At 54.3% G+C, this 26,955-nt stretch carries 29 protein-coding genes; 14 read left to right on the plus strand and 15 right to left on the minus strand.

Annotated elements, in window-relative coordinates:
* Positions 1 to 79: 79 nt before the first annotated feature.
* The 3 genes from DTL42_RS21210 to DTL42_RS21220 all read left to right on the plus strand — a co-directional run bounded on the left by DTL42_RS21210 (position 80) and on the right by DTL42_RS21220 (position 2,298).
* Positions 80 to 316 carry a hypothetical protein gene (locus tag DTL42_RS21210; RefSeq protein ID WP_114371939.1) on the plus strand — a complete coding sequence of 79 codons (237 nt, stop codon included), beginning with the start codon at positions 80 to 82 and terminating at the stop codon, positions 314 to 316.
* Positions 317 to 607: 291 nt separating this feature from the next.
* The gene (locus tag DTL42_RS21215) at positions 608 to 1,105 is read left to right on the plus strand and encodes a hypothetical protein (RefSeq protein ID WP_114371941.1); all 498 of its coding nucleotides are present in this window, start codon (positions 608 to 610) and stop codon (positions 1,103 to 1,105) included.
* A 23-nt stretch (positions 1,106 to 1,128) separates the two neighbouring features.
* Positions 1,129 to 2,298, plus strand: a complete 1,170-nt coding sequence (locus tag DTL42_RS21220; protein WP_114371943.1) for a hypothetical protein — start codon at positions 1,129 to 1,131, stop codon at positions 2,296 to 2,298.
* 29 nt (positions 2,299 to 2,327) lie between these two features.
* On the opposite strand, the gene DTL42_RS21225 is transcribed toward DTL42_RS21220, so the two are convergent.
* Positions 2,328 to 2,699, minus strand: coding sequence for a hypothetical protein (locus DTL42_RS21225; protein WP_114371945.1), 372 nt, complete (start codon positions 2,697 to 2,699; stop codon positions 2,328 to 2,330).
* A gap of 280 nt (positions 2,700 to 2,979) precedes the next feature.
* Between DTL42_RS21225 and DTL42_RS21230 the strand changes: the two genes are divergently transcribed.
* The 6 genes from DTL42_RS21230 (at position 2,980) to DTL42_RS21260 (ending at position 7,882) form a co-directional block, all read left to right on the plus strand.
* Positions 2,980 to 3,258, plus strand: a complete 279-nt coding sequence (locus DTL42_RS21230; protein ID WP_114371947.1) for a ferredoxin family protein — start codon at positions 2,980 to 2,982, stop codon at positions 3,256 to 3,258.
* Between the two features lie 343 nt (positions 3,259 to 3,601).
* Complete coding sequence (locus DTL42_RS21235; RefSeq protein ID WP_114371949.1) at positions 3,602 to 3,916, plus strand: hypothetical protein; 315 nt, start codon at positions 3,602 to 3,604, stop codon at positions 3,914 to 3,916.
* Positions 3,917 to 4,216: 300 nt separating this feature from the next.
* Complete coding sequence (locus tag DTL42_RS21245; RefSeq protein ID WP_234824301.1) at positions 4,217 to 5,278, plus strand: 3-isopropylmalate dehydrogenase; 1,062 nt, start codon at positions 4,217 to 4,219, stop codon at positions 5,276 to 5,278.
* Between the two features lie 101 nt (positions 5,279 to 5,379).
* Positions 5,380 to 6,156, plus strand: a complete 777-nt coding sequence (locus tag DTL42_RS21250) for an SDR family NAD(P)-dependent oxidoreductase (protein ID WP_114371955.1) — start codon at positions 5,380 to 5,382, stop codon at positions 6,154 to 6,156.
* Between the two features lie 141 nt (positions 6,157 to 6,297).
* Positions 6,298 to 6,657 carry an STAS domain-containing protein gene (locus tag DTL42_RS21255; RefSeq protein ID WP_114371957.1) on the plus strand — a complete coding sequence of 120 codons (360 nt, stop codon included), beginning with the start codon at positions 6,298 to 6,300 and terminating at the stop codon, positions 6,655 to 6,657.
* Entirely contained in the window at positions 6,638 to 7,882 is a 1,245-nt protein-coding gene (locus tag DTL42_RS21260) for a GspE/PulE family protein (RefSeq protein WP_234824302.1), read from the plus strand. Before DTL42_RS21255 ends, DTL42_RS21260 begins: the two co-directional genes overlap by 20 nt.
* A gap of 37 nt (positions 7,883 to 7,919) precedes the next feature.
* Here the strand turns inward: DTL42_RS21260 and DTL42_RS21265 are convergent, their stop codons facing one another.
* The 3 genes from DTL42_RS21265 to DTL42_RS21275 all read right to left on the minus strand — a co-directional run bounded on the left by DTL42_RS21265 (position 7,920) and on the right by DTL42_RS21275 (position 9,926).
* Complete coding sequence (locus DTL42_RS21265) at positions 7,920 to 8,324, minus strand: hypothetical protein (protein ID WP_114371959.1); 405 nt, start codon at positions 8,322 to 8,324, stop codon at positions 7,920 to 7,922.
* Positions 8,325 to 8,480: 156 nt separating this feature from the next.
* Positions 8,481 to 9,359, minus strand: a complete 879-nt coding sequence (gene sigJ / locus DTL42_RS21270; protein ID WP_114371962.1) for an RNA polymerase sigma factor SigJ — start codon at positions 9,357 to 9,359, stop codon at positions 8,481 to 8,483.
* 54 nt (positions 9,360 to 9,413) lie between these two features.
* Entirely contained in the window at positions 9,414 to 9,926 is a 513-nt protein-coding gene (locus DTL42_RS21275; protein WP_114371964.1) for a hypothetical protein, read from the minus strand.
* 213 nt (positions 9,927 to 10,139) lie between these two features.
* On the opposite strand from DTL42_RS21275, the gene DTL42_RS21280 reads away from it, so the two are divergent.
* Positions 10,140 to 11,270 (plus strand): sialidase family protein, encoded by a 1,131-nt coding sequence (locus DTL42_RS21280; RefSeq protein ID WP_114371966.1) that lies wholly within the window; start codon positions 10,140 to 10,142, stop codon positions 11,268 to 11,270.
* 121 nt (positions 11,271 to 11,391) lie between these two features.
* Here the strand turns inward: DTL42_RS21280 and DTL42_RS21285 are convergent, their stop codons facing one another.
* The 9 genes from DTL42_RS21285 to DTL42_RS21325 all read right to left on the minus strand — a co-directional run bounded on the left by DTL42_RS21285 (position 11,392) and on the right by DTL42_RS21325 (position 19,311).
* Entirely contained in the window at positions 11,392 to 11,589 is a 198-nt protein-coding gene (locus DTL42_RS21285; protein ID WP_147274391.1) for a hypothetical protein, read from the minus strand.
* A gap of 254 nt (positions 11,590 to 11,843) precedes the next feature.
* Entirely contained in the window at positions 11,844 to 12,890 is a 1,047-nt protein-coding gene (locus DTL42_RS21290; protein WP_114371970.1) for a DUF1559 domain-containing protein, read from the minus strand.
* Positions 12,891 to 13,439: 549 nt separating this feature from the next.
* Positions 13,440 to 13,745, minus strand: a complete 306-nt coding sequence (locus tag DTL42_RS21295) for a hypothetical protein (protein ID WP_114371972.1) — start codon at positions 13,743 to 13,745, stop codon at positions 13,440 to 13,442.
* Positions 13,746 to 13,929: 184 nt separating this feature from the next.
* Positions 13,930 to 14,961 (minus strand): DUF1559 domain-containing protein, encoded by a 1,032-nt coding sequence (locus DTL42_RS21300; protein WP_114371974.1) that lies wholly within the window; start codon positions 14,959 to 14,961, stop codon positions 13,930 to 13,932.
* A 193-nt stretch (positions 14,962 to 15,154) separates the two neighbouring features.
* Positions 15,155 to 15,400 (minus strand): hypothetical protein, encoded by a 246-nt coding sequence (locus DTL42_RS21305; protein WP_114371976.1) that lies wholly within the window; start codon positions 15,398 to 15,400, stop codon positions 15,155 to 15,157.
* Positions 15,401 to 15,411: 11 nt separating this feature from the next.
* Complete coding sequence (locus tag DTL42_RS21310; protein WP_114371978.1) at positions 15,412 to 15,834, minus strand: hypothetical protein; 423 nt, start codon at positions 15,832 to 15,834, stop codon at positions 15,412 to 15,414.
* Positions 15,835 to 15,865: 31 nt separating this feature from the next.
* The gene (locus DTL42_RS21315) at positions 15,866 to 16,891 is read right to left on the minus strand and encodes a M28 family peptidase (protein ID WP_234824303.1); all 1,026 of its coding nucleotides are present in this window, start codon (positions 16,889 to 16,891) and stop codon (positions 15,866 to 15,868) included.
* A 53-nt stretch (positions 16,892 to 16,944) separates the two neighbouring features.
* On the minus strand, positions 16,945 to 17,988 hold the full coding sequence (locus tag DTL42_RS21320; RefSeq protein ID WP_114371980.1) for a glycosyltransferase family 9 protein: 1,044 nt from the start codon (positions 17,986 to 17,988) through the stop codon (positions 16,945 to 16,947).
* Positions 17,989 to 18,105: 117 nt separating this feature from the next.
* Positions 18,106 to 19,311, minus strand: coding sequence for a PDZ domain-containing protein (locus tag DTL42_RS21325; RefSeq protein ID WP_158545506.1), 1,206 nt, complete (start codon positions 19,309 to 19,311; stop codon positions 18,106 to 18,108).
* 152 nt (positions 19,312 to 19,463) lie between these two features.
* Between DTL42_RS21325 and DTL42_RS21330 the strand changes: the two genes are divergently transcribed.
* Together DTL42_RS21330 and DTL42_RS21335 are read left to right on the plus strand one after the other, a co-directional pair.
* Positions 19,464 to 20,354, plus strand: coding sequence for a class I SAM-dependent methyltransferase (locus tag DTL42_RS21330; protein ID WP_114372898.1), 891 nt, complete (start codon positions 19,464 to 19,466; stop codon positions 20,352 to 20,354).
* Between the two features lie 109 nt (positions 20,355 to 20,463).
* Positions 20,464 to 21,261 carry a TrmH family RNA methyltransferase gene (locus DTL42_RS21335; protein ID WP_158545507.1) on the plus strand — a complete coding sequence of 266 codons (798 nt, stop codon included), beginning with the start codon at positions 20,464 to 20,466 and terminating at the stop codon, positions 21,259 to 21,261.
* Between the two features lie 6 nt (positions 21,262 to 21,267).
* Here DTL42_RS21335 and folD read toward each other — a convergent pair whose 3' ends face one another.
* Positions 21,268 to 22,149, minus strand: a complete 882-nt coding sequence (gene folD / locus DTL42_RS21340; RefSeq protein ID WP_114371986.1) for a bifunctional methylenetetrahydrofolate dehydrogenase/methenyltetrahydrofolate cyclohydrolase FolD — start codon at positions 22,147 to 22,149, stop codon at positions 21,268 to 21,270.
* A gap of 397 nt (positions 22,150 to 22,546) precedes the next feature.
* Here folD and DTL42_RS21345 point away from each other — a divergent pair, with 397 nt between their 5' ends.
* The gene (locus DTL42_RS21345; protein ID WP_114371988.1) at positions 22,547 to 24,253 is read left to right on the plus strand and encodes an NADPH-dependent assimilatory sulfite reductase hemoprotein subunit; all 1,707 of its coding nucleotides are present in this window, start codon (positions 22,547 to 22,549) and stop codon (positions 24,251 to 24,253) included.
* 368 nt (positions 24,254 to 24,621) lie between these two features.
* Positions 24,622 to 25,209 carry a Uma2 family endonuclease gene (locus DTL42_RS21350; protein ID WP_114371990.1) on the plus strand — a complete coding sequence of 196 codons (588 nt, stop codon included), beginning with the start codon at positions 24,622 to 24,624 and terminating at the stop codon, positions 25,207 to 25,209.
* A gap of 46 nt (positions 25,210 to 25,255) precedes the next feature.
* On the opposite strand, the gene DTL42_RS21355 is transcribed toward DTL42_RS21350, so the two are convergent.
* Positions 25,256 to 26,911, minus strand: coding sequence for a formylmethanofuran dehydrogenase subunit A (locus DTL42_RS21355; protein ID WP_114371992.1), 1,656 nt, complete (start codon positions 26,909 to 26,911; stop codon positions 25,256 to 25,258).
* Between the last annotated feature and the right edge of the window lie 44 nt (positions 26,912 to 26,955).

Here is a 26,955-nt window from a genome sequence, read left to right on the forward strand (position 1 = left end):
GGTATCCTTGGCCGATGAATGGAATCAGTTTCTCGTATTGAATTGCCAATAGCGGGCAAAACCGCGGAGTTCTCATGCCATGAACGAGCGATTGGACGTCACCAGCGATCCAGAACCGAACCAACCACCCCAGGAAACTGGCCGCCGCGTGCGTCCCTTTCTTGGTATCAAATTCGCCTGTTGCAGCTACTACGCCCGTATTTACCAAAATAAGGACGGCACCCATTACGTCGGCAATTGCCCCAAATGCGCCAAGCAAGTCCGTATCAAAATCGGCCACGGCGGCAGCAACAACCGCTTCTTCACGGCATATTAGCCCAGGAAAGAATGGACGGAAACAGACTTCATCGAAGGGACAAGCCTTACGCTTACGCCCTGAATAGAGCGGGAATCTATGCGGGGTACGTTTTCTACTTAACGCAAGCTTTCTTTTGCTTGCCTATTCATCCGTGTTCTGCTGTGAAATCGGTGGGCAAAACCGGCTTCTTACCAGAAAGCGTTCAACCATCTGCTAGCATGGCGAGGAGCAACTTTCACACGTCCATCTTGAGTTGACCGCACGATTTCCGTACGATCTGCCGCCCCCATACATTGGAGCTTGGCTGCCATGATCGACTTCGACATTCAACGCTGTACCCGTAAGTGCTACGCCACCGAGCGCGAGCTTCGTCCTGGCGATCAGTATTTTTCGGTCCTGATGCCAGATGGGGCGGAAGTGGTACGGCAAGATTTCAGCAAAGAAGCCTGGGAAGGCCCTCCAGAGAATTCGATCTGCTGGTGGAAGGCGACCATGCCAGATCCGCAGTCGAATAAAATCAGTTGGGCCCCGCACGATATTATGCTCGATCACTTCGAGCAACTGCTGCAAGATCCTCAGCAACAAGACGCCGCCTACGTGGTAGCGCTGCTGATGGTCCGCCGCAAGATTGTGCGGCTAGATGACACCGAGACCGGCGACGATGGTATCCAACGTTTGGTGATGGTAGGGCTAAAACGAGAAGGATCGTACAAAATCCCTGTCGTCGAGCCGACCGCCAAGCGGATTGTCGAAATCCAGAACGAATTGACCTCGCTGCTGCAAACCGGCGATCCCCCAGCCGAATAACAGCACAACGCAAGGATGCGACTGTGACACATTTCCAACGGCACTCAGTTGCCGCGATCTTGCTCGTCGGCATGGCGTGTGGCGCTGGCTGTCCGCAGTTAATGCGTCCTGTCGATCCCCTTTATCAGCCGCCAGTCGTGTTCCAGACCGCGCCGACGATGGACCAGCTCATGGCCCAAGTCAACTCGAACACGCAAAAGGTTCATTCGCTGGAATCAACCGGTGCCAGTCTCGGCCTGAAGGGTTTTCCTTCTATCCGAGCTCAAATTTACATGATGCCACCGATGAAGTTTCGCATGATTGGCGAGACCGCTTTAACCGGCCAACTTTTGGACCTGGGAAGCAATGAAGAAGAATTTTGGGTGTGGGGACGTGGTTTTGAATCGCCTGGCCTGATGTATGCGAGGCACGATCAATTCCAACAAACAATGGCCAAGACCATCTTGCCGGTTGAACCCTCGTGGGTTGCGCAAGCGATGGGGCTGGCTCGCTTCGATCCGAACGACTATCACCAGGGACCGTTCCCGACGGCGACCGGTAACTACGAAATCCGTACGACGATGAACTCTTCCGCCGGCCAACTCACCAAAGTCACCGTCATCGACAAGCAATATGGTTACGTCCTCGAACAGCACATGTACGATATGGCCGGCCAGCCGATCGCCTCGGCCATGGCGTCGAACTACCGCTACGATCCGAGCTCTGGCGTTTCGCTGCCGTACAAAGTCGACATTCGCCTGCCAAAGTCTGGGGCGGACTTCTCGATTCAAATCATCGGCTACCGTATCAATCAGTTGACCGAAGGAACCGGCACCTTCGCCAAACCGCATCGGCCTGACGTGCCAGAGATCAACTTGGTAGGCAACGCAGGCATGCAAATTCCTTCCGGACAACCGCTCCCCAGTGGCCAATACGCGCCGACCAACCAAGCCTATCCAAACGGCGGGCAACCACTTCCCACCGGCCAGCCCTATCCCGGCCAGCAACCGGCACCGGTCGGCCAACCGTACCCTGGCAGCGGTCAATTCGATCCCTATGCCCCCACAAACACGCAGCCGCAGTATCCATCGAGAGGTGGTTACCCCCTAGGGGCGAACATGAGCCCGGGTGGGCAAGTCACCTCGATTCGCCCGGTGTACGAGACGGCAGCGCGAGAAGAATTTAACTCGCCGCCTATTCGAGGGATGCGATAGAGAAACCGTTCGCTAATCGAGCGAGCTGCTTAAGTGCCAGGAATTTGCAACCGCTCGGACGAAGCGTCCTTCAGGGCCGTTTGAATCCGCTGCTCAGCGCCCCGATCTTGTAATTCCTGAACGACAATTCTTCGGGAAGCAACCGTCAGAAAAGTGGTGAAACTGCCGCTCGTATCAAAGCGGCGGAGAATAGCCAGGTCGTTGTCGGCAAGCTGCTCGAAGACGCTCACCACCACGTCGTCTGCCTCTTTGCTGGTCAGCGTCCACTTCTGAGTTTGGCGGCAATGCTGTACGACCTGCACCACAGTACTGGCATAACGGTCGATAAAACGTCGCCAATGCAGGGCAGGGGAGGCGAAAAGCTCATCCAACAACTGCAAGTCAGCCGAACTAGATTTCATGACGAACGCTTCCATGCGCGTTAAATACAAGCGAAACAAGGGTTCAAAAATCTAAACTAGCTGAGACTTAAGCTCAATACTGGTTTTAGGTTGGAAACCGGCCCTAAATGAGGCCATGTTGCCTTGACACCTTGTTGAGACAGGAATAAAAACCAAAAGACGGTCACGTCAATACCTTTCATAGACGCGACTTGCAATCTGGGGCAAGCCCAAGTTCGTGCTGCCCCGAAACGAGAAAATGTTTTCAACAGCGCCGCCCACTGGCCAGGAGATATAAAGAATGACTCACGTAGTCTGCGAACCGTGCTTTAACTGCAAGTACACGGATTGCGTCGTTGTATGCCCCGTCGAATGTTTCTACGAAGGGGACCAGATTCTTTACATCCATCCCGAAGAATGCATCGACTGCGAAGCTTGTGTGCCGGAATGCCCGGTCGAAGCGATCTTCCACGAAGACAATGTTCCGGAAGAATGGAGTGGCTTCGTCGAGCTGAACGCCGAAATGGCGCCTCAGTGTGAAGTGATCACCGAGAAGAAGACACCGCTGGCCGATCAATAAGCAATCGTCCAACAGACACCGTAATGGCGTCTGCAACTCTCAAAGAATTCAAAAGCCACAACTCAAAACGTTGTGGCTTTTTTTGTAAGCATCTCTCCCTAAAAAGCCCTCCGAGTCAAGCGTTTACGCAGGCTCGTTCCGTTTGCGACTTAGCCAAAAGCGAACGACTCTCCGTGGATAAGTCAAGTCGATTTAACGCATATTTCCGCACGAAATACGCTAGTGCGTTTTATTCTACAGACTCGTATTGCTTCAGATTGTCACGCCGGGTTAGGATGAAAACGTGCTAATTCGCCGCGCCATCATGCGGCCTTCTCGATAGAAAAACAGAAGGACTTTTCTGATGAGTCAATTTACTTGCCAGTGCTGCCAGCAAGTTTTTGACAAAAGCAGTGATCCATGCTTCGTCATTCGCGTCACTGCCTTTCTGGAGATTGAGCCCCACTTCGACGAACTCGACTACGACGATACCGATAGAGATAACCTCTCCGTTTTGGCCGACACACTCGAACAGGTCTACCCGATCCCCGACCCAACCTTGCATGACGACCAGCCGGAACGAGACTTCCGTGTCTGTCGCGACTGCTATCAGCGATTCATGACCGACCCCGTCGGTCGCGATACGCCAGCGGCGTCGATTTCGTTTAGCGACAACTGATTTCTCGTAATTGCCCGTCCTTTTTACCTGGCTTTTTTTCAGGCCAGGCCGATGAAGTCGCGTGTAACGACCTGGCCTTGCACGGTTCGGCTCCCGATAGGCCCGCCAAGAGCCGGGCGATCTTGACTTCCCCCTTCTTACTCGGGGCGAACTGGCTTGAGGCTTTGGCCCGTTGTTCCTCCCCGGATTGACGGATAAACTGAAGGTTTGATCGTGCCGGAGCCGTAGCGACTTGGCGCCGGGCAAAACCCTCGCGATCGGTCATTTCTCAACACCTCACCTTCCGAAAAGATGCCGAACATGAAGATTGCCGTTATTGGTGGAGATGGAACCGGGCCAGAAGTCACCGCTGAAGCTTTGAAAGTGATGGATGCCGTCGCCAAGCTGGAAGGCTTCACCATCGACAAGACCGAATTCGGTTTCGGTGGCGATCACTACCTGAAAACCGGCGAGATTTTGCCTGAAGGTGCCGTTGACGAGTTGAAGAAGTTCGACGCGATCTACCTAGGCGCCGTCGGGCACCCAGACGTTGCCCCTGGTATCTTGGAAAAAGGGTTGCTCCTGCAACTTCGCTTCCAGCTCGATCAATACATCAATCTACGCCCGGTCAAGCTCTACCCAGGCGTCGAAACACCCCTGCAAGGCAAGACCCCCGAAGACATCGACTTTGTTGTTGTCCGCGAAAACACCGAAGACTTGTACGCCGGCATTGGTGGTTTTCTGAAGAAGGGTTCCGCCGATGAGGTCGCCACGCAAACGGCAATTTACTCGCGGAAAGGTTGCGAACGCTGGTTGCGTTGGGCGTTTGAATACACCCAAAAACGTAACAACCCCAAAGGGAAGAAGCTGACCTTAGTTGCGAAAACCAACGTGCTGACCTACGGCCACGACCTGATCTGGCGGACTTTCCAGGAAGTCGCCAAAGACTACCAAGACGTCGAACCGGATTACAATCACGTCGATGCGTGCTGCATGTGGATGGTTAAGAATCCGGAATACTACGACGTGATCGCCACCACCAACATGTTTGGCGACATCATCACCGACTTGGGCGGAATCATCCAAGGTGGAATGGGCGTTGCCGCTGGTGGAAATATCAATCCCGACGCCGGTGGAACCAGCATGTACGAACCGATGGGTGGTAGTGCTCCGAAGTACACCGGCAAGAACGTCATTAACCCAATCGCTGCCATCAGCGCCGGGGCGATGCTGCTGGAACACACCGGCCAGCCAGCGGCTGGGGCTCGCGTGATGAAGGCCATTCAAACAGTCACCGGTACCAAGATGAAGAGCCAAAGCGCCGGCAAGATGGGCTACAGCACCACCGAAGTTGGTGATTTGGTCGTCGACGCGCTTTCCTAATCACCACGGGAAGGCAGCCGAACCAAGCCTGGCTCCGTGAAATTCGTTCACCGAGCCGGGCCACTCCTATCTTCTATCCCGCTTACAGGAGGCCGCCGACCATGTCCGTTCGAAGCTTATTCGATTTAACTGGCCGCTCCGCTCTCATCACCGGTGGGAGTAAAGGAATCGGGAAAACCCTGGCCCGGGCCTTTGCAGAATGTGGCGCCAACGTCTGCATCACCGCCCGAAACGAAGACGAGCTCAAGTCTGCCACGGAAGAAATTGCCCAAGGCCTAGGTAGCCGCGTTATCTATCGCGTTTGCGACATGGCCGATCGGGCGGCGGTCGATGCGATGGCAATCGATGTCCTGCAAGAATTTCAAGGCATCGATATTCTGATCAACAACGCCGGCACAAACCGCCCTGAACTACTAGCAGAAACAAACGATACTACTTGGGACGAAGTCCTTGAACTCAATTTCACCGCGTGCATGCGTCTCGCTCGCCATGTTGTGCCCGACATGAAGGAGAAGCAGTGGGGGCGGATCATCCACCTCTCAAGCGTGATGGCGTTGGCCTCGAACCCTGGTCGCGGTTTATACTCAGGCACGAAAGCGGCGCTGATCGGCATGGCGAAAGCTCATGCGTTGGAGCTTGGCCCCCACGGTATTACGGTCAACTGTATTTGCCCTGGTCCGATTGCCACCGATTTGCCGATGAGTCTACTCAACGAAGAACAAAAACAACGCTTCGCGGAGCGCACGGCGCTTAAACGCTGGGGAAAAACTATCGACATGGTAGGCCCAGCTTTATTGCTTGGTAGTGACGCAGGAGCTTACATTACAGGTACTACGATCCTAGCAGACGGTGGCCTGACTTGTCGTACGTTCGATTAAGCCACCGATTAACCTGCTTAGAAATTCCCTTCATGCCCGGAACTCGTCTCTTCCCAGAGACCCGGTAAACCTCTCCTCAAGACGTTACCTCCTTTTGTCCTGTTGCTTCCGGCAACCACAGCATGACGACCTGACTTTTCCATGAACTTAGAACTTAGCTCCATCAAGGATAACGTTGTCCACGTCGCCGTCTTTGGCAAGGTAACCCAAGATGCGACCTCGCGTGACGCCGATCTGATTGCCGACCTTTTAGGAGAGCATGCTTACCAGCGGAACGTTCTGCTTAACCTTCGCGATGCCGAGATGGTCGATTCAAGCGGAATTGGTTGGCTGCTGGTCTGCCATAAGAAGTTCAAGGATAACGGCGGCCGTATGATCTGCCACTCGGCTCCTCCGGTGGTCGCCAATGTCTTTCGATTGATGCGTATGGATTTAGTTTTTGAAAACGCGGCCAACGTCGCGGAAGCGGAGAAACTCGCCGGTGTCAGTTCCCAAGAATAACTCCCACGGTATCGAATTTACAAACATCGACGTCACCACGCTCGAACCGGAAGCCTTGATGCGGCTGCTGATCGAGCATTGCCACTTGGTGGGTGCGAGCGATATTTTTGTCTTCTCAGGCGATCCCGAGTACCAGATCTCGATGCGACTCTGGGGCAGGATGAAAACGATCACCACGCTGCCTACCAGCGAAGGTCGTCAACTGCTGAACTACGCCAAAGCATTGGCCGGGCTCGATATCGCCGAACGTCGCCGCCCGCAAGATGGCCGCTGGTTCTATCGCGACGACGAGAAAATCATCGACCTGCGGATGAGCATCATCCCCACACGCGAAGGGGAAGACTTGACGTTCCGCTTGCTGGATCGCAAGTCGAGCCTGCTTTCGATCGACGAAATCGGCCTGGGCCGACACGACCGACAAGCATTGATGGAAATGCTGCAGTCCGAGTCTGGCTTGGTCTTGGTTACCGGCCCAACCGGAACCGGCAAGACGACCACCCTTTACGCTTGCCTTCAGCATCTGAACGATGGCAATCGCAAGATCAACACGCTGGAAGATCCCATCGAATTCTCGCTGCCAGGCATTCGCCAATCTCAGGTCAACATGAAGATCGGGCTCGATTTTCCGGACCTGCTGCGTGGCGTCATTCGTCAGCAGCCCGACATCATCATGGTGGGTGAGATCCGCGATAAAGAAACCGCTCTGACGGCTGTCCGTGCTGCCAACAGTGGGCATCTTGTGTTCGCGACCCTGCATTCGCCGGTGGCCACCGGAGCCGTGCAAAGCATGCTGGCCTTCGACATCCACCCATTCTTCCTCGCTAGTTGCCTCCGGGGCGTGATCGCCCAACGCCTGGTCCGCAAACTCGATCCCAACACACGTGTCCGTTACGAACTGGGAGACACCGGCAATACATTTGCCGATATCCAATCGCTGCTTGAACCAGGAGAAGGCACCTCGTTCTACGGGCCTGATCCAACGGCGGAAAACGAAGGCTACTGCGGTCGGACAGCCATTTTTGAAATGGTGACAATCAACCGCACTCTGCGCGAAGCCATCATCGCTCGGCGTCCAACTCACGAACTAGAGAAGACCGCTGAACACCTCGGGATGATCACCTTCCGCAAAGCAGCCATGCTCAAAGTCGCCCAAGGGGAAACGAGCATGGAAGAAGTGCTGAAGAATGTTCCGGTCGAATACCTTGATCTAGAAGCAGGGACATAACGCGTCTCTTCTCTTGAGGTCGTGCGTTCATGGGCCCTTACAACCATCGATTCGAGACACTCATAGCGGCCTCGAACCCAGCTGCGAGTGATAGACAGAACTCGAAGAGCAGCAAAAAGAGGCAGGATATCCGGAGACCTTTCAAGCCCCACAAGATCGCTCCGGACATTACGATCTGCGAGAGAAGCAAGGCTCTGATCGTCAGTTGTTGCCACGACCAAAGTGGGCCTATCCCATGTTTCAAGGCCATCACCTCGCCAAAAACAATCAGGGCTACGGTGACCAAAAGAGGTAACAACACAACCATTTCTCGTGGGTGCCAAGTCACCGGGGTATGCGAACGTATCACCACCGCTAACCCCAGCAGCACAAGAAAGACGGGCGTGAAAGGTGAAGCCAACGCAATGGACAGCGTAGCTCGAACCATGTACGGCAACATCATACGCAACCATTTCAGTAAGGTTCTTCAACCGGCGTCGCAATTAGTATCTGGACAGACAAGCCAATAGGTGCAGACCGGTTTATCTAACATCGCGTAATCGGTGAAAGATGCGGACAAAAAGAATGGAACTTCCGATTCGCTGCCGCTGAAAACCATTCATGGTAACGCCCGGTTTGCGGCCTGATCCAGCGGAGCCAGCTTGTCCGGGTTACGGTGAACGAAGACCGTATTGATTCGTCCTTCGATCAGTTCAAACTGAAAGGCCGATATCTTTTCGCCGTTTAAGATGCAAAGCACCCCCGGCGAGCCGTTAAACCAGACGGTTCGCAATTCAAAGGGGTATTCACGTTGTGCGTTCTTAAACACACGAATCAGGAACGTGGTCACGCTGTCGAAACCAACCACGGGAGCTTTGGCGGCACTGACTTTTCCACCACTATCGGTATAAAGCGTCACATCCTCGGTCAACACGCTGCGAAGGGCGGCCAAGTCGCCAGCTTGGATCGCTTGAAAGAACGCATCCGAAATGCGACGCACGCCATCGACATCGATACGCGATCGTTGCTTCTCGCCACGTAAATGTTCGCGTGCTCGGCGGGCTAACTGGCGACAATGATCGGGCTTCAACCCCACGATCTCTGCCACTTCGGCAAACTCGTACCCAAACAGGTCATGCAAGATAAATGCGGCCCGCTCGGTTGGCGTCAATCGTTCGATGGTTAGCATCAGGGCAATCGAAACCGTCTCATCCAGTTCCGCCTGCTCGGCATGATCTGGCAGGATTGGTTCTGGCAGCCACGGCCCAATATACATCTCGCGTTGATAGCGTACCGATTTTATCCGATCTAAACAAAGCCGCGCGCAAACTCGCAGATACCAGCTTCGTGGCGAATCGAGTTCCGGTCGGCCTGCTTGTTCCCAGCGGACATAAGCTTCTTGAACGATATCCTCAGCATCGGGCATGCTTCCCAGCATCCGATAACTGAATCCAATCAGTTCTTGCCGCAACGCTTCAAATTCGTGACCACTGACCATACTTTCGCCCTGTACTGATTCGCTATTAAGCGTAGCGGCTAATCGTCTCTTACATCAAAAGTCGAATGAAACCACTTCGCAATAGGCAGCCATCCCCATCGCTCGCTTCAGGGTTGGGTAGATACGGCAACCCGTGATGACAACTGCCAGCTCAGCGAACGCTTCGATGCCGTAGTGGTTGCGAATGCGTTCCATCCGATCGGCATCGTCCCCTTCATTCAGCAACGTCGCTACCGTGTGATCGTGAATGTCTTTCAGCGGCGCTGGCAACTTTTCAGGTGCCTTGACGGCGTTGGTCAGAATCTCGCGATCGACGCCAGCTTCGGCTGCCATTTTCAATCCCAAGTTCAAACATGGTCCGCAATCGTCGGTCTTCATCGCGGTAACCCGCGCAACAAAGAACGCATCTAGAGGGAGTTGCTGATGAACATGCCCCATCGCTTGAGCTGCCGCAAACGCTTCAAATGCTCGCGGCGAATCTTCCAAGAGCTGAACCATGTAGCCCATATCGTAGTCGTATTTCTGTCCGAAGGCTTCCAGTTGCGTCTTCGTTTCTTGAACGTTCATAACCATTACTCCGCTGGTATGTAGATAGCTCGCACTTGGGGTTCTTTCCCCGTTACTACCAACCAGACGATTTCACCGGCTGCTTTGTGACACGCAGGGCAAAGAATTTTCGGCACATTCAAATACCATTTTTTGGTCGTTTCCCTCAACTAGGGAACGTATGATGAGGGCCTTGCCAGCTTCATCCCTTGTTTGTGATTTCGGAGGAACTCGATGAAACGAACCTCGTTGCTTTTGCTCGCCTTGCTTGGTTTCACCTCGCTAATCTCGACCACCCTGGCCGATCCTCCTCAATCGAACATTGCCTTGCCACCCGGCCCCGACAATCCACGCAACAGTGAAGGGGATGTCGTCCAACTGAAAGATGGCAAAGTCCTTTTGATTTACACCCATTTCGTCGGAGGCTCCGGCGACCACGCCCAGGCGCACCTAGCCAGCCGTGTTTCTGCCGACGGTGGGAAAACCTGGTCGCCAGAAGACCAGTTGGTGATTCCCAACGAAGCGGGGCTCAACGTTATGTCGGTCTCGCTGCTGCGGCTCGCCGATGGGCGATTGGCCCTGTTTTACCTTCGCAAGAACTCGCATACCGACTGTCGCCCCCAAATGCGGATCAGTACCGACGAAGGGAAAACGTGGGGCGAAGCCACCTGCGTGATCCCTGATGAAGACATGGGCTACTATGTGATGAACAACGACCGAGTCGTGCAACTGCAAGATGGTCGCTTGATTGCCCCGGTGGCCCAGCACGTAGGCCCTGGCATGCCGAAAAGAAACAACGCAGCCGAGACACTTGTATATTACTCGGACGATGCCGGTGCGACCTGGCAGCGCAGCCAATACGCACCACGGGCAGCCCCACGAAACGGCAAAGATGTTCTTTCTCAGGAACCAGGTGTCGTCGAACTGACCGACGGACGACTCATGATGTGGATTCGCACCGACGCCGGTAGCCAATTTGTGACCTACAGTAGCGACCGTGGAGAGACCTGGTCGCAGCTAGAACCGTCGAACATGCTTTCCCCTCTTTCGCCTGCCACCATCGAACGCATTCCCAGCACAGGCGACTTGCTGCTGATCTGGAACGATCACTCCAACATTCCAACTACGCTAAAAGGAAAGCGAACACCACTTCGGTCGGCCATCTCTCAAGATGACGGCAAGACTTGGACGCACGTGAAAACCCTAGAAGACAACCCAAATGGCTGGTACTGCTACATCGCCCTCGACTTCATCGATGGCCACGCCGTCATGGCCTACTGCGCCGGCGATCGCCGCGAGAACAACGGCCTGGCCGTAACCAACACACAACGTCTTCCGATCGAGTGGTTCTACGAGGAGCGATAAGGGACTTATGAGGTAGCGTAAAAAGTGAAATGATGGATCGAGGAAGAACTGCCTAGTTAAAACACTTCGTCGGCGATTAGTCGTCGATCACCGACGAAAATGTTCTAAGCACAGAAGCCGATTAAAGCTTCTCCATCATCTTCTTGGCTTGTGCAGCAGGTCGACCACTCGCCTTTTCCAGCTTCTCATACTCCTTGCGAAGTTCTGCTGCCTTTTCAGGCTCGCTCTCGGCCAGCTTCTTCAAGTTTTCGTCAATGGTGACCATTTCGCTGCCTAGTTGATTATTGGAAACAATCGACTTCAAGTCATTGCGTATCATCTCAGTAACTGGAATCTTATTCTCGGGTACTGGAGTTCCACCCGGACCACAACCAACGATTAATCCCGCAAACATCAATAAGGCGATACGAATTGACGACGCCATCGGCGTACCTACTTTCTCTATTGAAATAGACGTTGAGCTGAGAACGGATCGACTTGGCAAGTCCGATTGCCGTCTCACAAGACGGCAGAATCGGCTTGCCAAGTTGACCAAATTTTTAAGCTAGAGCGTAAAACGGCTCTTTAGAAGTGTTACGGTAAGGTGACGGGTTTACCATCGTTACGCCCACCAAACGACTGCCATGACGTGAGGTCGATTGTTTCCGTAACGAATTTTGTCGAGCCGTCGCCCGCAACACACAGCACCCCACCTGGGTGACGGCTACGTGGAGCGTAAACGCCGTCGCGGTCTGAGGCGATACCACTACCGCTGGTCTGACAGTTTGGATACTTCCAGTTTGGCGGAGCAACCGTATTCAGCGCTGTCTGGGTAGGTAATGACATGATCCAATGCTGTCCATTGGTGCCGTTGTGGGTCGTGATTCCCTGGCATGCTTGACCAAAAGTATCAATATCAGATTGCGTGGGATATTGGTTCCAGGAAACGTCGGAACCTTCGCGTGGTTCGGAAGTGTTACCATTTGCTAGTACATCGTCATTGTCGTCACCCACCAGATGCTCGGAAGCCATCAGAGTATTGCTCAGGCCATCGGTTACACCATTGAAACCCATTTCTGGCTTGCCACCGGTTTCGTTTGTCCCATCCCATCCGATCGGCCCGCGGAACATACCGTTTTGATTTGAAACACTGGCCCAGCTTCGTGACGAGCCAAAACTGACGCCGTAATTGCTACCAGGACCATCATGCCAGCTCCCGCCGGATGGATTGCTGGGATACCCTGTGTCGGACGGACATAAATAGGCTTCGATCTTGGTTTGGCGAAGCGTAGCATTCGCGCCATCGGCCCAGTCACGACCGAAATTGAGCGAAGTAACCTGCAGTTGATCGTACAGGTTATTCTGCTCAATAAACGGCAAAATACGCACCATGGCTCCATAGCCAAGGTAGGGATTTTTTCCGGTTGGGCGATAATTCATCGCCGGCAGGGTCTTGAAGGTATCGTGGTAATTATGGAATGCGATACCAAGCTGTTTCAAATTATTCGTACATTGCATTCGGCGAGCAGCTTCGCGCGCCTGCTGGACAGCAGGCAACAGCAACGCAATCAATACACCAATGATGGCAATCACCACCAGAAGCTCCACTAATGTGAAGCCCAATCGTTTTCTGTTTTGCATGAAAGGAATGGGGGGCAAGGGGAAAGAAGAAAACTAGAAAAAGAAAAACCAGGACTTCTGCAGATTCACTGACAGGTGTGAGCATGGGTAGGGGGCGACATCACACCCGTTTATCACGGTCATAATTATCAAATACTACCCATAAAATCACATTTATCAAGTCATCATTACCCTAGGTTCAACCCCCATCAAACGCATTTTCCTATCGCAAGATATTTATGCGACTCGACTTGCAGCAAAAAAAGTAAAGAACCAAAAACGGATAAAAAACAGAAACACCATTCAGATTCCGCATGAAACGTTGTTGCGGTCTGTCCGCAAATCTCAAGCTTAAAGATAGACCTGGAAACTTCAAAACATTCCACCGAGCCCCTGCCAAGGAGAGAAAAAGAAAAATCAGTACGTCGGTAGCGTACAAACGATTTTAATCACAGAGCGTCTGCCAACCGTGGTTCTATGAATCGGAGAACATCAAGCTCCGTCCGAGAGGACGTTTTCAGCGAGAACATCTCTTCCGAACAGAGCGACAACTTTCGCCAGAAGGCCGCCTTATAACTTGGCGGCCATTTTTTTGGCCAGCGTCCCAGCGGCATGGCCGTGAGCATGCTTGAGCTTCTCGTAATCCTTCTGCAGTTCCGTCCCTTTCTCGGGTTGTTCTTTCGCGAACTCGTTAATCTTCTCACCAAGCGGGATCATTTCACTTCCGGTTTGATTGGAAGCGGCGATCGAATCGAGATCGGCCTTGATTTGATCGGACAGGGGAATGGTGACCTGCTCAACCGTCGTGCTTGCCGGAGTACACCCGATTGCCAAAGCAAACAAACCTAACACTGCAATATGAAATAGCGACTTCATCGCGACGCTTCCTTTCCAAAATCAAATACGCAACGGGGTAAATTCAAAGTGCAGAAAGAGGGAAAGTACCCATCGGCACGAAACGGACTCGCCAAAGCCGAGCCGTTCGTCGCACAGCAAAAAACGACGAACGGCGGGTAGAGCAAGTCCCGTACTGGACACTTCCCAGCGACCCAACAATTGACTAGGGAAGGGTGACCGGCTTGCCGTCGTTACGGGCCCCAAAGCACTGGAAGGTCAGCAAATTGACCGTCTCAGTCACGAACTTTACGGAGCCATCTCCTGCTACCGCCAGAACGCCGCCAGGGTGGCGACTACGTGGGGTGAAGATCCCATCACGGTCGGCAGAAAAACCACTGCCGGTAATCTGGCAATCAGGATATTTCCAGTTCGGAGTCGCCACCGTGTTGATCATCGTTTGGGTGGGAATCGGAGCAATCCATTGACATCCGTTGGTTGAGTTATGGGTGGTAATCCCTTGGCAAGTTTGACCGAACGTATTGAGTTGCGTCTGAGTGGGGAATTGTGGCGGATTCCAGCCTGGATCAGATCCGATACGGGGCTCTGAAGAATTACCGTTCATGAGCGAATTGTTGTTGTTATCCCCCACAAGATGCTCTGAAGCCATCATTGTGTTGCTAAGCCCATCGGTTACGTCGGCCATTCGGGTTTCTTGGCTTTGGGCCCCGTTCTGCTGGCGAAACATACCATTTTGATTCGAGAGGCTATTCCACTTTGTAGTGGCCCCAAAACTCAAGCCGTAGTTACAGCCAGGCCCATTTGCTAGCCACGCCGTTGAGGCTGGAAACGTCGTATCCGAAGGGCAAACGAACGCGTCGATCTTGATTGCTCGCAGATTTTGAATCGTGCTGTTACTGTCCCAATTGTTTAAAAAATTGGAACTCGCAACACGTAGCTGCTCGTGCAAATTGCCCTGTTCGATATAGGGCAGAATCTGGACAAAGGCACTATAGCCTTGATAGGACGGGTTGTTATTCCCGTCGAGGTAACAGAGACAAGGAAACTTTTTGTACGTGTCGTGATAGTTGTGCATTGCCAGTCCCAACTGCTTCATGTTGTTACTGCATTGCATCCGACGTGCTGCCTCGCGGGCTTGTTGCACCGCCGGCAAGAGAAGGGAGATTAAGACTCCAATGATGGCAATCACCACCAGCAGCTCCACGAGCGTGAAGCCCCACCGTTTAGAAGTAGGCATGATGTATCTCGGCTGTTGAGAATGTACGCCGAGCCTGCGACTAAAGAGTTCGCCAGAGGCTCGACAACAGGAAGGAATAAAAGGTGGGGTTAGCCGAATAATTTCCTAAGAGCACAAAAAGTCAACCGAGTTTTTAATAAAATATCGCTTTATCCACATCTGACATGCATTTTACCTTCCCCGCCCACCCCCTCTAAAGTGGGCCCCAAGGCGAGAAAATTGCTTGCAACATGTGGATCAGCACCTGGTCGCCGAAGCGGTAGGTCAGCCAGCCTCCTGTGACGGCGGCTGCGAGAATTGCCACAGCGGTGGGCCAACTGGGGAAACTAAAATAGACGGTGAGCGGTATACAGATTACCGCCGCTAAGATTGCTCCACAGCCGAAGCGGAGAGCAGGGGAGGATTCTCGCTGAGAGTCTGGATTCTCTTCTTCCACCATGGCAGGATTGACTACTCCTTGGCAGGCGGCTCGGTCGTGGCCACTTCTTCCCGCATTCGCTTGACCTCTTCCTCAAGTGCGCGGCGGCTGGCAATGCGTTGATCGCGAAGCGAGAGAATATAGTTCTTCGTGGCGAACATATCGATGGTGGCCAGCAGCACAATCCACAGCACCAACAAACAAATGACGCCCCAATACGCGACAAAGAAGAGGTTTAGTGGAATGATCGGGCTCAGCAAAACGGCCGCAGCGATCGCCATAATGGTAAACGTTACTTTCTTGCGGCGATGAACTTGAGCCAAGAGAAAGTTACGCTTCTTGGGATCCCACTCGGGATGCTGTTCGACCATTTTGACGGTGTGCAAATGATGATTGTGCATCATCCAAGCAGTCGCAACCAGAGTCAGAGCAAGCAGCGAAGTGGCGAAGAGCATAAGCGTTGATCCGCCTAGGGAAGGCGGGTTTCTATTCGAGTTCTTGGAGCCAGGTAAGGATCACTTTGCCGACCTTGGCCAAGGAATCAGCCGAGCAGTTCTCTGGCACATCCTTCGTGGTGTGCCAATACTTAGGCCCGTAGCCGGGACTCGGGTAATCAAAATCGATAATATCGATGATCGGAATACCACCGATATCATGCAAGGGGACATGGTCGTCATTGACCGTATGCCGCGGACGAGCAACGAACTCAGGAATGTTCAGCTTCTTCGCCACACGCCACACATCGATCACCAAGGGACGTGTATCTCGCCAAGAGAGACTGTTCCGTTCCTGGTAAATCTGCAAATCCTTATCGCCAACCATGTCGACCAGGATGCCCCATTTATAACGGAAATTGATGTCTGCATTGCGATATTTTTCGGCGAGATAGGTCGATCCGACGAAAAACGGATCTCGCTCGCGATCGAAAATGAATTCCTCGGCATCGAGAAAAACCAGATCGACCCCATACTTGGTATCGACCTGCTCGATATGTCGCGCCATCTCTAACAGCAGACCAACACCACTTGCCCCATCGTTCGCACCGATGAAAGGCGCCTTCGGATTATCTGGGTCTTCGTCGGCATAAGGGCGGGTGTCGTAGTGGCAACAAAGCAAAATGCGTTCGGTTCGCTCGGGATGGAAGCGACCGAAAATGTTTGAGAGAGTGACCGGTTGTCCTGTTTCAGGATGGCGAATATCCCACGATTGAAATTGCACCTGGGCGCCGGCTTCGGTCAAGTATTTGCGAATATAGTCTTGCTGCAACTTCATTGCCGGGCTGCCGCTAACGCGCGGGCCTAACTTGCAGACATCGACCAAATGCTGGTACGCCTTTTGGCCATCGAAAGGGAGGTACCGCGAAAGATCTTCTGCTTTGGCTGCGGGGGGGGCCGGCTCTTCACTGGGGGCTCGATTCAGAGCCACCATCACGACAATCGCCACCACACCAATCAAAGCCGCCACGTAGGTGCTCCAGCGAGGTACGCGTTCTTCTTCTGAATCGGTCGACAATGGGATACTCGGGGAAGACACTCAATATTCCAAGTTACGTGGCATAGACCACGTTATGCTGCTTTAGAATGGCGCATCGCGAGCAAGCTGTCTACCTGGCTCAGCACGTCAACCGTATCGATGGCCTGCATGGCCTCGTTTCCGGCCCGACGTCGCTTACGGCTGGAAAGTGGCTCGTACCGATTCTGAACCGTGCGATGAATACCTCGATTGGGACTATAGTACTCTGCTTTGGTTACGCCGAACAGGGAAATCGTCGGCGTATCGAGGGCCACTCCAAAGTGTAAAGGCCCCGTATCGCCGCTAATTAGTAGCTTCGCATGCCGGATCGCTTCTTTCATCTCAGCGATCGACAGTTTGGGGAGCACCGTCACACAGTGCGGGGCAATCGAGCGAGCCGTCTGGGCCGCTTGTTCGGCGTATTCGTATTCTGTGTCGTTCCCCCACAACAGAACGCTGGGCAGCTCGTAACGCATGAACAAATCGGCCGCCACCTCACCAAATCGAGTCGGTAGCCAAGTCTTGGAATACCAACCGGCACCAACATTCAGCACGGCATATCTGCCCGAAGCAATCCGCTTCACCCTGCCGGCAATCGAATCGTGTGCGACACTATCGTAAGGCATCTGAAATTCCAGCCGTGGGTTTTCGATACCCAACGGGGCGAGCAACTGCAAATAACGCTGTGCTACGTAGGTCGCCGTCGGCTGAACCCGCGTACGTGCCAGGGTAGGGGCAACTTCTCTGGCCTCGCCCCGCGTAAAGGTAATCTGCTCAGCACGTCCTGAAAGCCAGCCAGCGACGGCGCTTTTGGTGAGTCCCTGGGCATCGATCACGATCTCGAACTGATGACGCTGTAAAGACTTACGAAGTCGAGCAACTTCGCTGAGCTTGGTCAGCCAACCTTTTTCGACCGTGAACAGAAAATTGAGATCGGTCCGATCCGCCAGCACCTTGGCGGCGGCTGGTTCGGCAACCCAACCAATCTGTGCCGCTGGAAACGCGCGCCGCAGCGCGCATAGTACCGGTAACGTTAGGACGGTATCGCCTAGGGCACTGAGGCGGGTAATAAGAATGCGTGGGGCAGGTGATAGCATGGACCGACAACTCCTTTTGTCGTGTGCCTAATCAACGGGCACGGAAGCGGAGCCTATCGTAGGGGCAACCGCTTCTGCAGGGCAATAGCATCCCGGGGAAGATCGCCAGGGCCGCAATCAAGGGCCATAATCTGGCCTCAGCGGCCATTTTCCTAGGACCACATTCAATTTAATGGTCCGCCCGCGGCGCATGGCTGTCAGATCGACCGTTTCTCCCACCTTCTTATCTTTAAGCAGGTCGATCAAATGCTGAAAGCTCTTCACTTCGGTTCCTACGGCTTCCGTTACGATATCACCGGCCCGCAACCCGGCTTTGTAGGCTCCACTGTCTTGGCTGACATTTCGGATGTAGCAAGTTCCCCGGGGATCTGGACCGTTAGCCGTCGAACTGTTCCCGCTCACCCCCAGAAAACCGCCACTACGAAACTTGACGCCAATCTTCGCAGCCGGAGGCAGGGCCGCGAGAATGCGTTGCTCGTCGGCCTTGGTCAGAGGTAGACCATAGAACTCGACATACGTTGCGTTTTGCAGCTTGGCAGCCAGCGATGCGATACTGGCGTCCACATCAATATAATACAAGCGAATTGCTTCTAACTGCGGCAAGATCGGCTCTAACTCGCGTAGCATCGCCACGTTCACGGGCCCATCTTTAATGGTCATCAAACGCACCTTCGGCATCTTGGCGATTTGAGCGAACCATTCGGCGGTGACGTTATCGTTGCTGATTTGCACATCTTGAATGAAACCAAGGTGCTGTAAGTAATACAAATCGTCCGCCGTTCCACGATAGCTCGAATCGATAATGATTCCTGGCCCGGAAAGGACATTGAACTGCAAGGCCGCTTGCTGAGGGCTATACGAAGAAAACCGAACCCCCAAGCCGCTGAGAATGCGGATGGCCTGTTCTTGCTTGATCGGGGCGATTTGCTTGAGGACATCCTCAGCATAGGCGGCGATTCGGTCGTTCTCGGTGGCGGCGATTAACGCCAGCTTGGCGGTTGCCTCTCGCTCCATTTCAATGTCTTCTCCGATCGCAAAGTTGCGTAAGACATGAATGCAGCGGAATGCTTTTTCGAGACTTCCCGTAGGGATACTATCGGACAACAGAGGAATTGCGTTCGCCTTAGCAGTGGTCAGCTTTTGCGTAGCGCTTTCCCGGACAAGAAATTTGTCGCTATCGAGTTGCTCGATCCACTGCTTGATTTCCGCTTCGGTCGGAGGAGCCTCGGTCTTGGCTGGTTCCGTGGTCACCGCGACTTCGGGTTCAGCCCCCACCGCCAGCGGCAACATCATCATGTTGCCTACCACCAGGCAACCGAGCATGCAGAATTTTCGACGGAAAGTCACAAGCAATCTCAAGGTAATAGGGTCGACGACAGGCAAGCCATGTTCTGCTATTGTGGGGACATACTGCCAATTATTCCAGGGCAAAACCATTTTCTCGCCCCTTAACCCCATTTTGCCAACTTCCGACCATGACCGCCCCTCCATTGGCTTCCTTTCAATATAGCTTGCTCGATTTCGGTGCCGGCAGAAAGCTGGAGCAATTTGGGCCGGTAATTCTCGATCGCTATTCCCCTTCCGCAGAAGGTTTTAACGTCGCCGCCCCCAAAATCTGGCCCCAAGCGGTGGCCAAGTACGTTCGCAAAAACGAAACCGAAGGGGATTGGCTCGACGCCGACCGTTTGCCAGAAAACTGGCAGATCGCCGCCGGCCCGCTGAAATTTCGGCTAAAAACCACCAAGTTTGGTCACTTAGGGCTCTTTCCAGAGCAATTCGAGAACTGGAAATGGCTGCAACAAACCTGCCAAACCAGCAGCCAACCGCTGAAAGTGCTGAACCTGTTCGCTTATACCGGTGGCTCTTCCCTGGCATGCGCCTTGGGCAACGCCGAGGTAGCCCACGTGGATGCGGCCGCCAATGTAGTAAAATGGGCCCGCAATAACGCCGAGCTTTCAGAGCTTTCCGAAGCCCCCATTCGCTGGATCGCCGAGGACGCCCGGAAGTTTGTCAAACGAGAAATCAAACGGGGCAACACTTACGACGGTGTCATCCTCGACCCGCCAACCTACGGGCACGGCTCGAAAGGGGAAGTCTGGCGTATCGGCAAACATCTGCCGTTGCTGCTAGAGCAGTTGAACGAGTTGATGCACGGATCTCCTAAATTGGTCCTCCTCACGTGCCATTCCCCCGGCTACGAAGACGACACTCTCAAGGCCATGCTGGCCGAACATTTCCCCAGCATTCGCCCCCAACAAATCAAAGCTGGCCCGCTCACAATCGCTGATAAAAAAGGACGTCAACTTCCCAGCGGCTACTTTGCCCGCTACGAAGAAGTTGGCAAGACGTTGGGCGATCGCTCTTAAAGAATTCGGTTAAATGCGCATCGCATTGCCCCAAATAACGAACCATTAACAACCCAACACCTAAGCCCCGACGGGGCGAATGAAACCGCCTGTTCGAGAGGCTCTCGGTATGGAAATCATCCGCTCACTTCAAAACGCTCAGATCAAAGCGGCGGTGAAGCTTCGTGACCGGCGCGGGCGGACGCAGCAGCAGCGGACGATCATCGATGGCTTGCGGGAGATTCGCCGGGCCTTAGAGTGCGGTTTTCCTATCGAAACAATCTTCCTCAACCCGGAAGCCCTCTCGGGACCCGAGGCCGGGCCGTTTTCCCGTACGCTGGCCGAACACCCCGAAACCGCGATTACGCACGTAAGCTCGGAAGTCATGGCCAAGCTTTCCTTTGGCGAGCGTCTGGAAGGCGCCGTCGCGGTCGCCAAGCTCTTTCAGCGGAACCTCCAAGACGTCAAGCTTCCCCGGTGCCCCTTGATCGCGGTGATCGAGCAGGTCGAAAAGCCCGGCAACGTGGGGGCTATTCTGCGGACGGTCGATGCCGTCGGGGCGAACCTATTGATCTCTGCCGATGGTCAGACCGATCTCTTCAACCCCAACGCTATTCGCGCGAGCCTGGGAACGATCTTCTCGGTTCCCGTCGTCGATGCGACCTCGGAAGAAACCATTGAATTTCTCCAAGGGCAGGGGGTCCAAATGCTCGCCGCCCGAGTCGACGGATCGATCCCCTACACAACGGTCGATATGACTCAGCCAACTGCCTTAATACTTGGTAGCGAAGCGCACGGACTCAGCGACAAGTGGCACCAAGCGGGGATCACCAACATTCATCTGCCGATGCATGGTATCGCCGATAGTTTAAACGTCTCGACCACGGCTGCCGTGCTGCTTTACGAAGCCCTAAGGCAACGCTCTTAGCCAACCCTATTTGGCCTGCAGAATGGCCGCTTTCAGGGTGTTTTCCAGCAACATGGTGACGGTCAAACGTCCCACGCCCCCTGGCACTGGGGTAACGGCTCCGGCGACTTCCAATAGCGCGTCGTAGTCGACATCGCCGCAAAGTCCTTCATCGGTTCGATTGATCCCCACATCAACCACCACGGCCCCTGGTTTCACCATATCTGCCGTGACAAACTTCGGCACGCCGATCGCGGCTATCAAGATATCGGCCTGGGTGGTCATCGCTTTCAAGTTTGGCGTACGGCTATGGCAGACGGTCACGGTGGCGTTGGCAAAGTCAGGGCCACAGGTTTCGCTCGTTCGCTGCATGAGCATTAACGCCAGCGGTTTGCCTACGATATCGCTGCGTCCCAATATACAAACGTTTTTCCCAGCGGTAGGTAAATTGAAATGCTTGAGAATCTGCAGCACGCCATGCGGAGTACAAGGAAGAAAGTTCGGACGGCCCTGCGAAAGCAAACCGACATTGCTCGGATGAAAACAGTCGACATCCTTTTGGGGGTCGATCGCATCGAGAACTTCGGACGCATCGAGATGCTTAGGCAACGGCAACTGAACCAAAATGCCACTTACTTTGTCGTTCTTATTAAGTCCCTGAACTAAGTTGAGGAGTTCGGCCTGCGAGACGTCTTCCGGCATGCGGAACAACTCGCTGGCCATGCCCACTTTGCCACAAGCTCGCTCCTTATTGCGGACATACACCTGGCTGGCGGGGTCTTCCCCCACCAAAACGGCCGCTAAACAGGGGGTAATGCCGGTATTGCTGACGAACAGTTCGACCCGCTGGGCGATGTCCTCTTGCAGGGCATTGGCAACCGTTTTTCCATCCAGAATCTTGGCACTCACCTGGCATACTCCCCGCTAGGGTGTTGTCTTGCATATTGGGAATAAGGTTATTTTATCGCCGAATCCCCCTCGCCTACTACCACCCAAACACTGCGAGATTAGGTTAAATCGTTACAGAGAGGCCGCACTGCAAGCAGAACCGCGATAGCACAATCCTGCCCGAAACAAGAAACAGCAGCCACGTTCCCCCCTCAAGCAGCCTCAAAAGGGAGTCGGCTAAGGAAATCTTAGCCAGATTGACGCATTACGAAGAATTGTCCGAATGTGTATATTAGGCGCATGTTCCCACTATTTTGGCCGGAGAGCCATTTATAGAGGGGGCTTATTGCGTGCCGAGAACTGACTTCCCGCAGGCACACGAACCTGCCTTCCCTATTTCCCCAAATCACTTTGCTCCATGGCTTCCACTGATAAAAAGCTGAGCCCGGTTGAGGGCATCAAAGACGAAAGCAACTACCTTCGCGGTAATCTTGCCAACGAAATGGTCGATGGAACCGACCACTTCAGCAAAGAGAGCATCCAGCTCATCAAGCACTTTGGCATGTACCAGCAAGACGACCGCGACGCTCGCGCTGCCAGCCGAGCTGCCGGTGGTTCGGGCAAAGAGTACATCATGATGATCCGCACCCGGCTTCCCGCAGGGCTTTTGACCAGCAAGCAGCTGATGGAAGAGCTGGACCTGTGCGACGAACTGGGCAACGGCACGCTCCGCATAACCAGCCGCCAGGCCACGCAGTTCCACGGCATCCACAAAGACAACGTTCGCACTCTGATGCAGCGTATGAAAGGGGTTGGCCTCACAACCTTGGGTGCCTGCGGCGACGTCAACCGCAACGTCATGTGCTGCCCAGCTCCGTTCAAGAACAACGAGCTGCACAGCCAAATCCAAGACATGTCTTTCCAGCTGGCCGACCACTTCGCCCCGAAGACGGGCGCCTACCGAGAGATCTTCCTGCAAGATCCTGAGACCGGCGAGAAGGAAAAGGTCGACACCGGCGAAACGATCGAACCGATCTACGGCAAGCACTACCTGCCGCGTAAGTTCAAAATGGGCATCTGCCTGCCGGAAGACAACTGCATCGACGTTTACACCCAAGACCTGGGGATGATCGCTGTCCACGAAGATGGCAAGATCGTCGGCTACAACATCCTGGTCGGTGGCGGCATGGGCCGTACCCCCAGCGCCGATAAGACCTACCCAGCTTTGGGCATGAAGCTGACCTACGTCTCGCCTGAAGACCTGATCGGCGTTTGCGAAGCGATCGTCAAGGTGCAGCGCGACTTCGGCAACCGCGAAGACCGCAAGGTGGCTCGTCTGAAGTACACCGTCCGCAACATGGGCCTGCCTGAGTTCAAGAAGAAGGTCGAAGAATACTTCGGCCGCGAACTACCGGAACCGCACCCATCGGACGTGACCGATTTCGACGACCACAAAGGCTGGTCGGAGCAGGGGGATGGCAAGTGGTTCTATGGGCTGAACGTCGAAAACGGCCGTATCGCCGACAACGAAACACACAGCCTGAAGACGGCCATTCGCGAGATCTGCACGACTCTTGAACCAGGCATCCAGTTCACTGGCCACCAAGACATCATCTTCAGCGATATCGCCGAAAGCGATAAGCCGAAGTTGGAAGAGATCCTCCGGAAGCACAAAGTGGTGCTTACCGAAGAAATCAGCAATACCTTGCGTTGGTCGATGGCCTGTGTCGCTTGGCCGACCTGTGGTCTTTCGATCACGGAAAGCGAACGGGCACTCCCTGGCATGGTCGACGACCTGGAGAAGGAAGTCGAGAAGCTTGGTCTTTCTGGCGAACGCTTCACCATGCGAATGACCGGCTGCCCCAACGGCTGTGCCCGCCCTTACAACAGCGACATCGGCCTAGTCGGTCGTGCGAAGGAAAAGTACACGATGTTCCTCGGCGGCCGCCTGCTCGGTAACCGCTTGAGCTACATCTACAAAGACATGGTCCCCGCTGATGAAGTCGTTCCGGAACTGGTAAAAGTTCTCACCGTGTTCAAAGAGCAACGCACCGCAGGGGAAAGCCTGGGTGACTTCTGCGATCGCCTGGGGCAAGAGAAGCTGCTGGAAGCCACCGGCGGCTAGTTCCAGCTTGGCTTGCCATCACGCAACGATAATGACTTCACGGTCCTCTCTTCGCCAGCAACGGTGCGAGAGGACCGTTTTTTTGTTAGCGTGTTATCTGGCCGCATCACACCCCTTGTTGTTCTCTTTGATTGAGGTCTACGCGGTCAATCGCAAGGGAAACCCCAGCTCCATGCAAGAAGGGCTGCCGAGGTTTCGGCTACCAGCGTAGACATTCGTATTGCTTTGAAGGAACGGCCCCCCATAATACAAATAGGCTTGTCAACCCAAGTTATACCGGCCAAATCGAGAAGCAGACGCCACAAGGATCTCTTTTCGGGATCATGTGGTAGCAATACGACTTCGCCCATTGGAATGAAAACGAAACCATGGCCTCTCACCTTGAGTTCAACACCCCGGTTGCGCCGCCATTGCCGCTGCGGAGATTCTCAGTTGAACAATATCATCGACTCGGCGAAATGGGTGTGCTAACTCCAGAAGATCGCGTCGAGTTGCTCGAAGGATGGATTGTCGAGAAAATGAATCAGCGGCCCATTCATGGTTTCATTGTTCGTGTGCTCAACGAATTCTTCTTGCGTGAGCTTCCTAAGGGCTGGCTCTGCCAATGCCAACTTCCCATCACTTCCGAGCGAAGTGAACCAGAGCCCGATATTGCGATCGTCTGCGGCGCGCACGAAGACTTTCGTAATCGCCACCCCAGCGGCACAGACTGTCGCCTGGTCATTGAGGTTGCCGACACGTCCCTTGAACGAGATCGAGCTAAGGCGGAAATCTACCGAACGGCTGGGGTGCGGGAATACTGGGTTGTCAATATTCCGGATCAACGTCTCGAACGCTACGATTTCAGCGACAGGCAATCCGATTGGCAGCCCACGCTGATCCCCAGCGATTCGCAAGTCGTGCTTACTCTTCCCGACCAAGAACTCACTTTGGACTTGAATCGAATTTTCAAGTGATGCTCGACTCTATACAGGCGATCTCAAAGTTGTGTGCATTGCCTTACTAAGAAGACTCCACCGTCTCAACTTCCCCCAAATGTTCTTTCTCAATCGCGAAGTTTCGGAAGCGGATTGTGTGGGCGTCGTCGAACCATTTTTGGATCACCGGTAGCTGCCCATCGTCCATGCTGGGAGCAACCGCGAATAGCTTGCCGAATACCTCGCGGCCGATTTCGCCATCTTCGACAATCACTCGTCCGGCTTGCACCACGTAGCGGGGCCTTTGGAACATCTCGGTCCGATTGGCACTCGGCGTGTAAATGGTCACGTCTGCGTCCGCACCGATGCCAAGATGCCCCTTGGCGGTCAGGCCAAGCATTTTCGCCGGGGCGGCCCGGGTAATGATGGCGATTTCACTCAGCGAATACTCGCGATCCAAGTCGGCCAAGATTGTGCGATCGCCGAGGGTCTTGTGCATCCGCCCGATCGCCTCGCGGCGGAACGGGGCGTCCATCAGCAGGTGAATGATTTCCGGATAACGAAACACCGCGCCGCCGTTGGGATGGTCACTGCTCATCGCGATCCGCCACGTATCTTTCATCATCAAATACCATTCCAGCGCGGCGGCCCACTGCACGGCATGCACCAGAACTTTCTGCGGCTGAAACTCCATCGGTATCACGCCACAACTACTTTCCAGTTCGCCATCCGCCGCATACCAGCGATTACCGGTCAGCTTCGACAGGAAGTAACCAAAGGGCGCGTCGCCCGTCATCCCCAACGTTTGCCCAGGGTTCACATGCCCCACGTCGATCGTGATGTTCTCGTGCTCGTTGACGTACTCGACTAGCTTGGGCACCGCCGAACGGAAACTGGCCGGGTCGTTTTCGTCGCCGGCATAGCTATGAAATTGCGTGTGGGCAAAGTGCCCTCTGTGGCCGTCGAGGGCCTCCATCGTTCGTAAGGTCGTTTCACTATTGCCTGGCACGCCTAGGTTATTGCAGTGGATATGCACTGCGTGCGGCAACTGCAAGCGATCGACCGAGGCCGCCAGGTTGCGCACGATTTGCCGGGGAGAAACTCCAAACCCAGGGACCGGTTCGTCAAGCTGCTGAACTGTCTTACGGCTGACCTGCTTCCAGTTCTCGACGCCGCCAGGGTTCACGATCTTCACCGCGTAGGCACTCGTCGAACCGAGCGTCCAGGCCAGGTAAGCATCGAGGCAAGCAGTCCGCTCTTCCCGAATCCGATCCATCACAAACTGATTGTTGCCGAACAACAGATAAAAACCTTTGTCCAGCAGCGGCGTATCAAGCAAGTCTTCGTGAGCGTGCCGAGCATGCAACCCAGGAATGGCCGCGTCCATGGCCGTCGTGTAGCCCAAGCCAGCGAACATGTAGCCGGTGCCAACCGTGCTGGGCAGTAGCCCGCCGCTGGCACTGCGGCGTCCTTCGCTGCGGGGGATACCTTCTTCGCGGCGATACTCTGGCGTCATCTGTCGCCCGATATTGACCTTCGGCCCGGCAATATGACAGTGCATATCAACCCCGCCAGGCATGACAACGTAGCCGCGACAATCAATCCGGCGATCGATTGGCGGACTGTCTTCCGCCGGAGGAGCGACCACCTGGCCATCTTTCAGCCACAGCGTGCGAACTTCGCCATCAACGCCGTTGGCTGGATCGTGAACGGTACCGTTTTCGAGTACGAGATAACCCACAACCGTTTCAATCCTTTTACAGAAGGGGAAGAAGGCGTTCACCG

The organism is Bremerella cremea, assembly GCF_003335505.1.
Classification (GTDB): domain Bacteria; phylum Planctomycetota; class Planctomycetia; order Pirellulales; family Pirellulaceae; genus Bremerella; species Bremerella cremea_A.

Coding starts and splice junctions, on each gene's coding strand:
- DTL42_RS21210 (WP_114371939.1), top strand. CDS start 80: ATGAACGAGCGATTGGACGTCACCAGCGATCCAGAACCGAACCAACCA.
- DTL42_RS21215 (WP_114371941.1), top strand. CDS start 608: ATGATCGACTTCGACATTCAACGCTGTACCCGTAAGTGCTACGCCACC.
- DTL42_RS21225 (WP_114371945.1), bottom strand. CDS start 2,699: ATGAAATCTAGTTCGGCTGACTTGCAGTTGTTGGATGAGCTTTTCGCC.
- DTL42_RS21230 (WP_114371947.1), top strand. CDS start 2,980: ATGACTCACGTAGTCTGCGAACCGTGCTTTAACTGCAAGTACACGGAT.
- DTL42_RS21235 (WP_114371949.1), top strand. CDS start 3,602: ATGAGTCAATTTACTTGCCAGTGCTGCCAGCAAGTTTTTGACAAAAGC.
- DTL42_RS21245 (WP_234824301.1), top strand. CDS start 4,217: ATGAAGATTGCCGTTATTGGTGGAGATGGAACCGGGCCAGAAGTCACC.
- DTL42_RS21250 (WP_114371955.1), top strand. CDS start 5,380: ATGTCCGTTCGAAGCTTATTCGATTTAACTGGCCGCTCCGCTCTCATC.
- DTL42_RS21255 (WP_114371957.1), top strand. CDS start 6,298: ATGAACTTAGAACTTAGCTCCATCAAGGATAACGTTGTCCACGTCGCC.
- DTL42_RS21265 (WP_114371959.1), bottom strand. CDS start 8,324: ATGATGTTGCCGTACATGGTTCGAGCTACGCTGTCCATTGCGTTGGCT.
- sigJ (WP_114371962.1), bottom strand. CDS start 9,359: ATGGTCAGTGGTCACGAATTTGAAGCGTTGCGGCAAGAACTGATTGGA.
- DTL42_RS21275 (WP_114371964.1), bottom strand. CDS start 9,926: ATGAACGTTCAAGAAACGAAGACGCAACTGGAAGCCTTCGGACAGAAA.
- DTL42_RS21280 (WP_114371966.1), top strand. CDS start 10,140: ATGAAACGAACCTCGTTGCTTTTGCTCGCCTTGCTTGGTTTCACCTCG.
- DTL42_RS21285 (WP_147274391.1), bottom strand. CDS start 11,589: ATGATACGCAATGACTTGAAGTCGATTGTTTCCAATAATCAACTAGGC.
- DTL42_RS21290 (WP_114371970.1), bottom strand. CDS start 12,890: ATGCAAAACAGAAAACGATTGGGCTTCACATTAGTGGAGCTTCTGGTG.
- DTL42_RS21295 (WP_114371972.1), bottom strand. CDS start 13,745: ATGAAGTCGCTATTTCATATTGCAGTGTTAGGTTTGTTTGCTTTGGCA.
- DTL42_RS21300 (WP_114371974.1), bottom strand. CDS start 14,961: ATGCCTACTTCTAAACGGTGGGGCTTCACGCTCGTGGAGCTGCTGGTG.
- DTL42_RS21305 (WP_114371976.1), bottom strand. CDS start 15,400: ATGGTGGAAGAAGAGAATCCAGACTCTCAGCGAGAATCCTCCCCTGCT.
- DTL42_RS21310 (WP_114371978.1), bottom strand. CDS start 15,834: ATGCTCTTCGCCACTTCGCTGCTTGCTCTGACTCTGGTTGCGACTGCT.
- DTL42_RS21320 (WP_114371980.1), bottom strand. CDS start 17,988: ATGCTATCACCTGCCCCACGCATTCTTATTACCCGCCTCAGTGCCCTA.
- DTL42_RS21325 (WP_158545506.1), bottom strand. CDS start 19,311: ATGCTCGGTTGCCTGGTGGTAGGCAACATGATGATGTTGCCGCTGGCG.
- DTL42_RS21330 (WP_114372898.1), top strand. CDS start 19,464: ATGACCGCCCCTCCATTGGCTTCCTTTCAATATAGCTTGCTCGATTTC.
- DTL42_RS21335 (WP_158545507.1), top strand. CDS start 20,464: ATGGAAATCATCCGCTCACTTCAAAACGCTCAGATCAAAGCGGCGGTG.
- DTL42_RS21345 (WP_114371988.1), top strand. CDS start 22,547: ATGGCTTCCACTGATAAAAAGCTGAGCCCGGTTGAGGGCATCAAAGAC.
- DTL42_RS21350 (WP_114371990.1), top strand. CDS start 24,622: ATGGCCTCTCACCTTGAGTTCAACACCCCGGTTGCGCCGCCATTGCCG.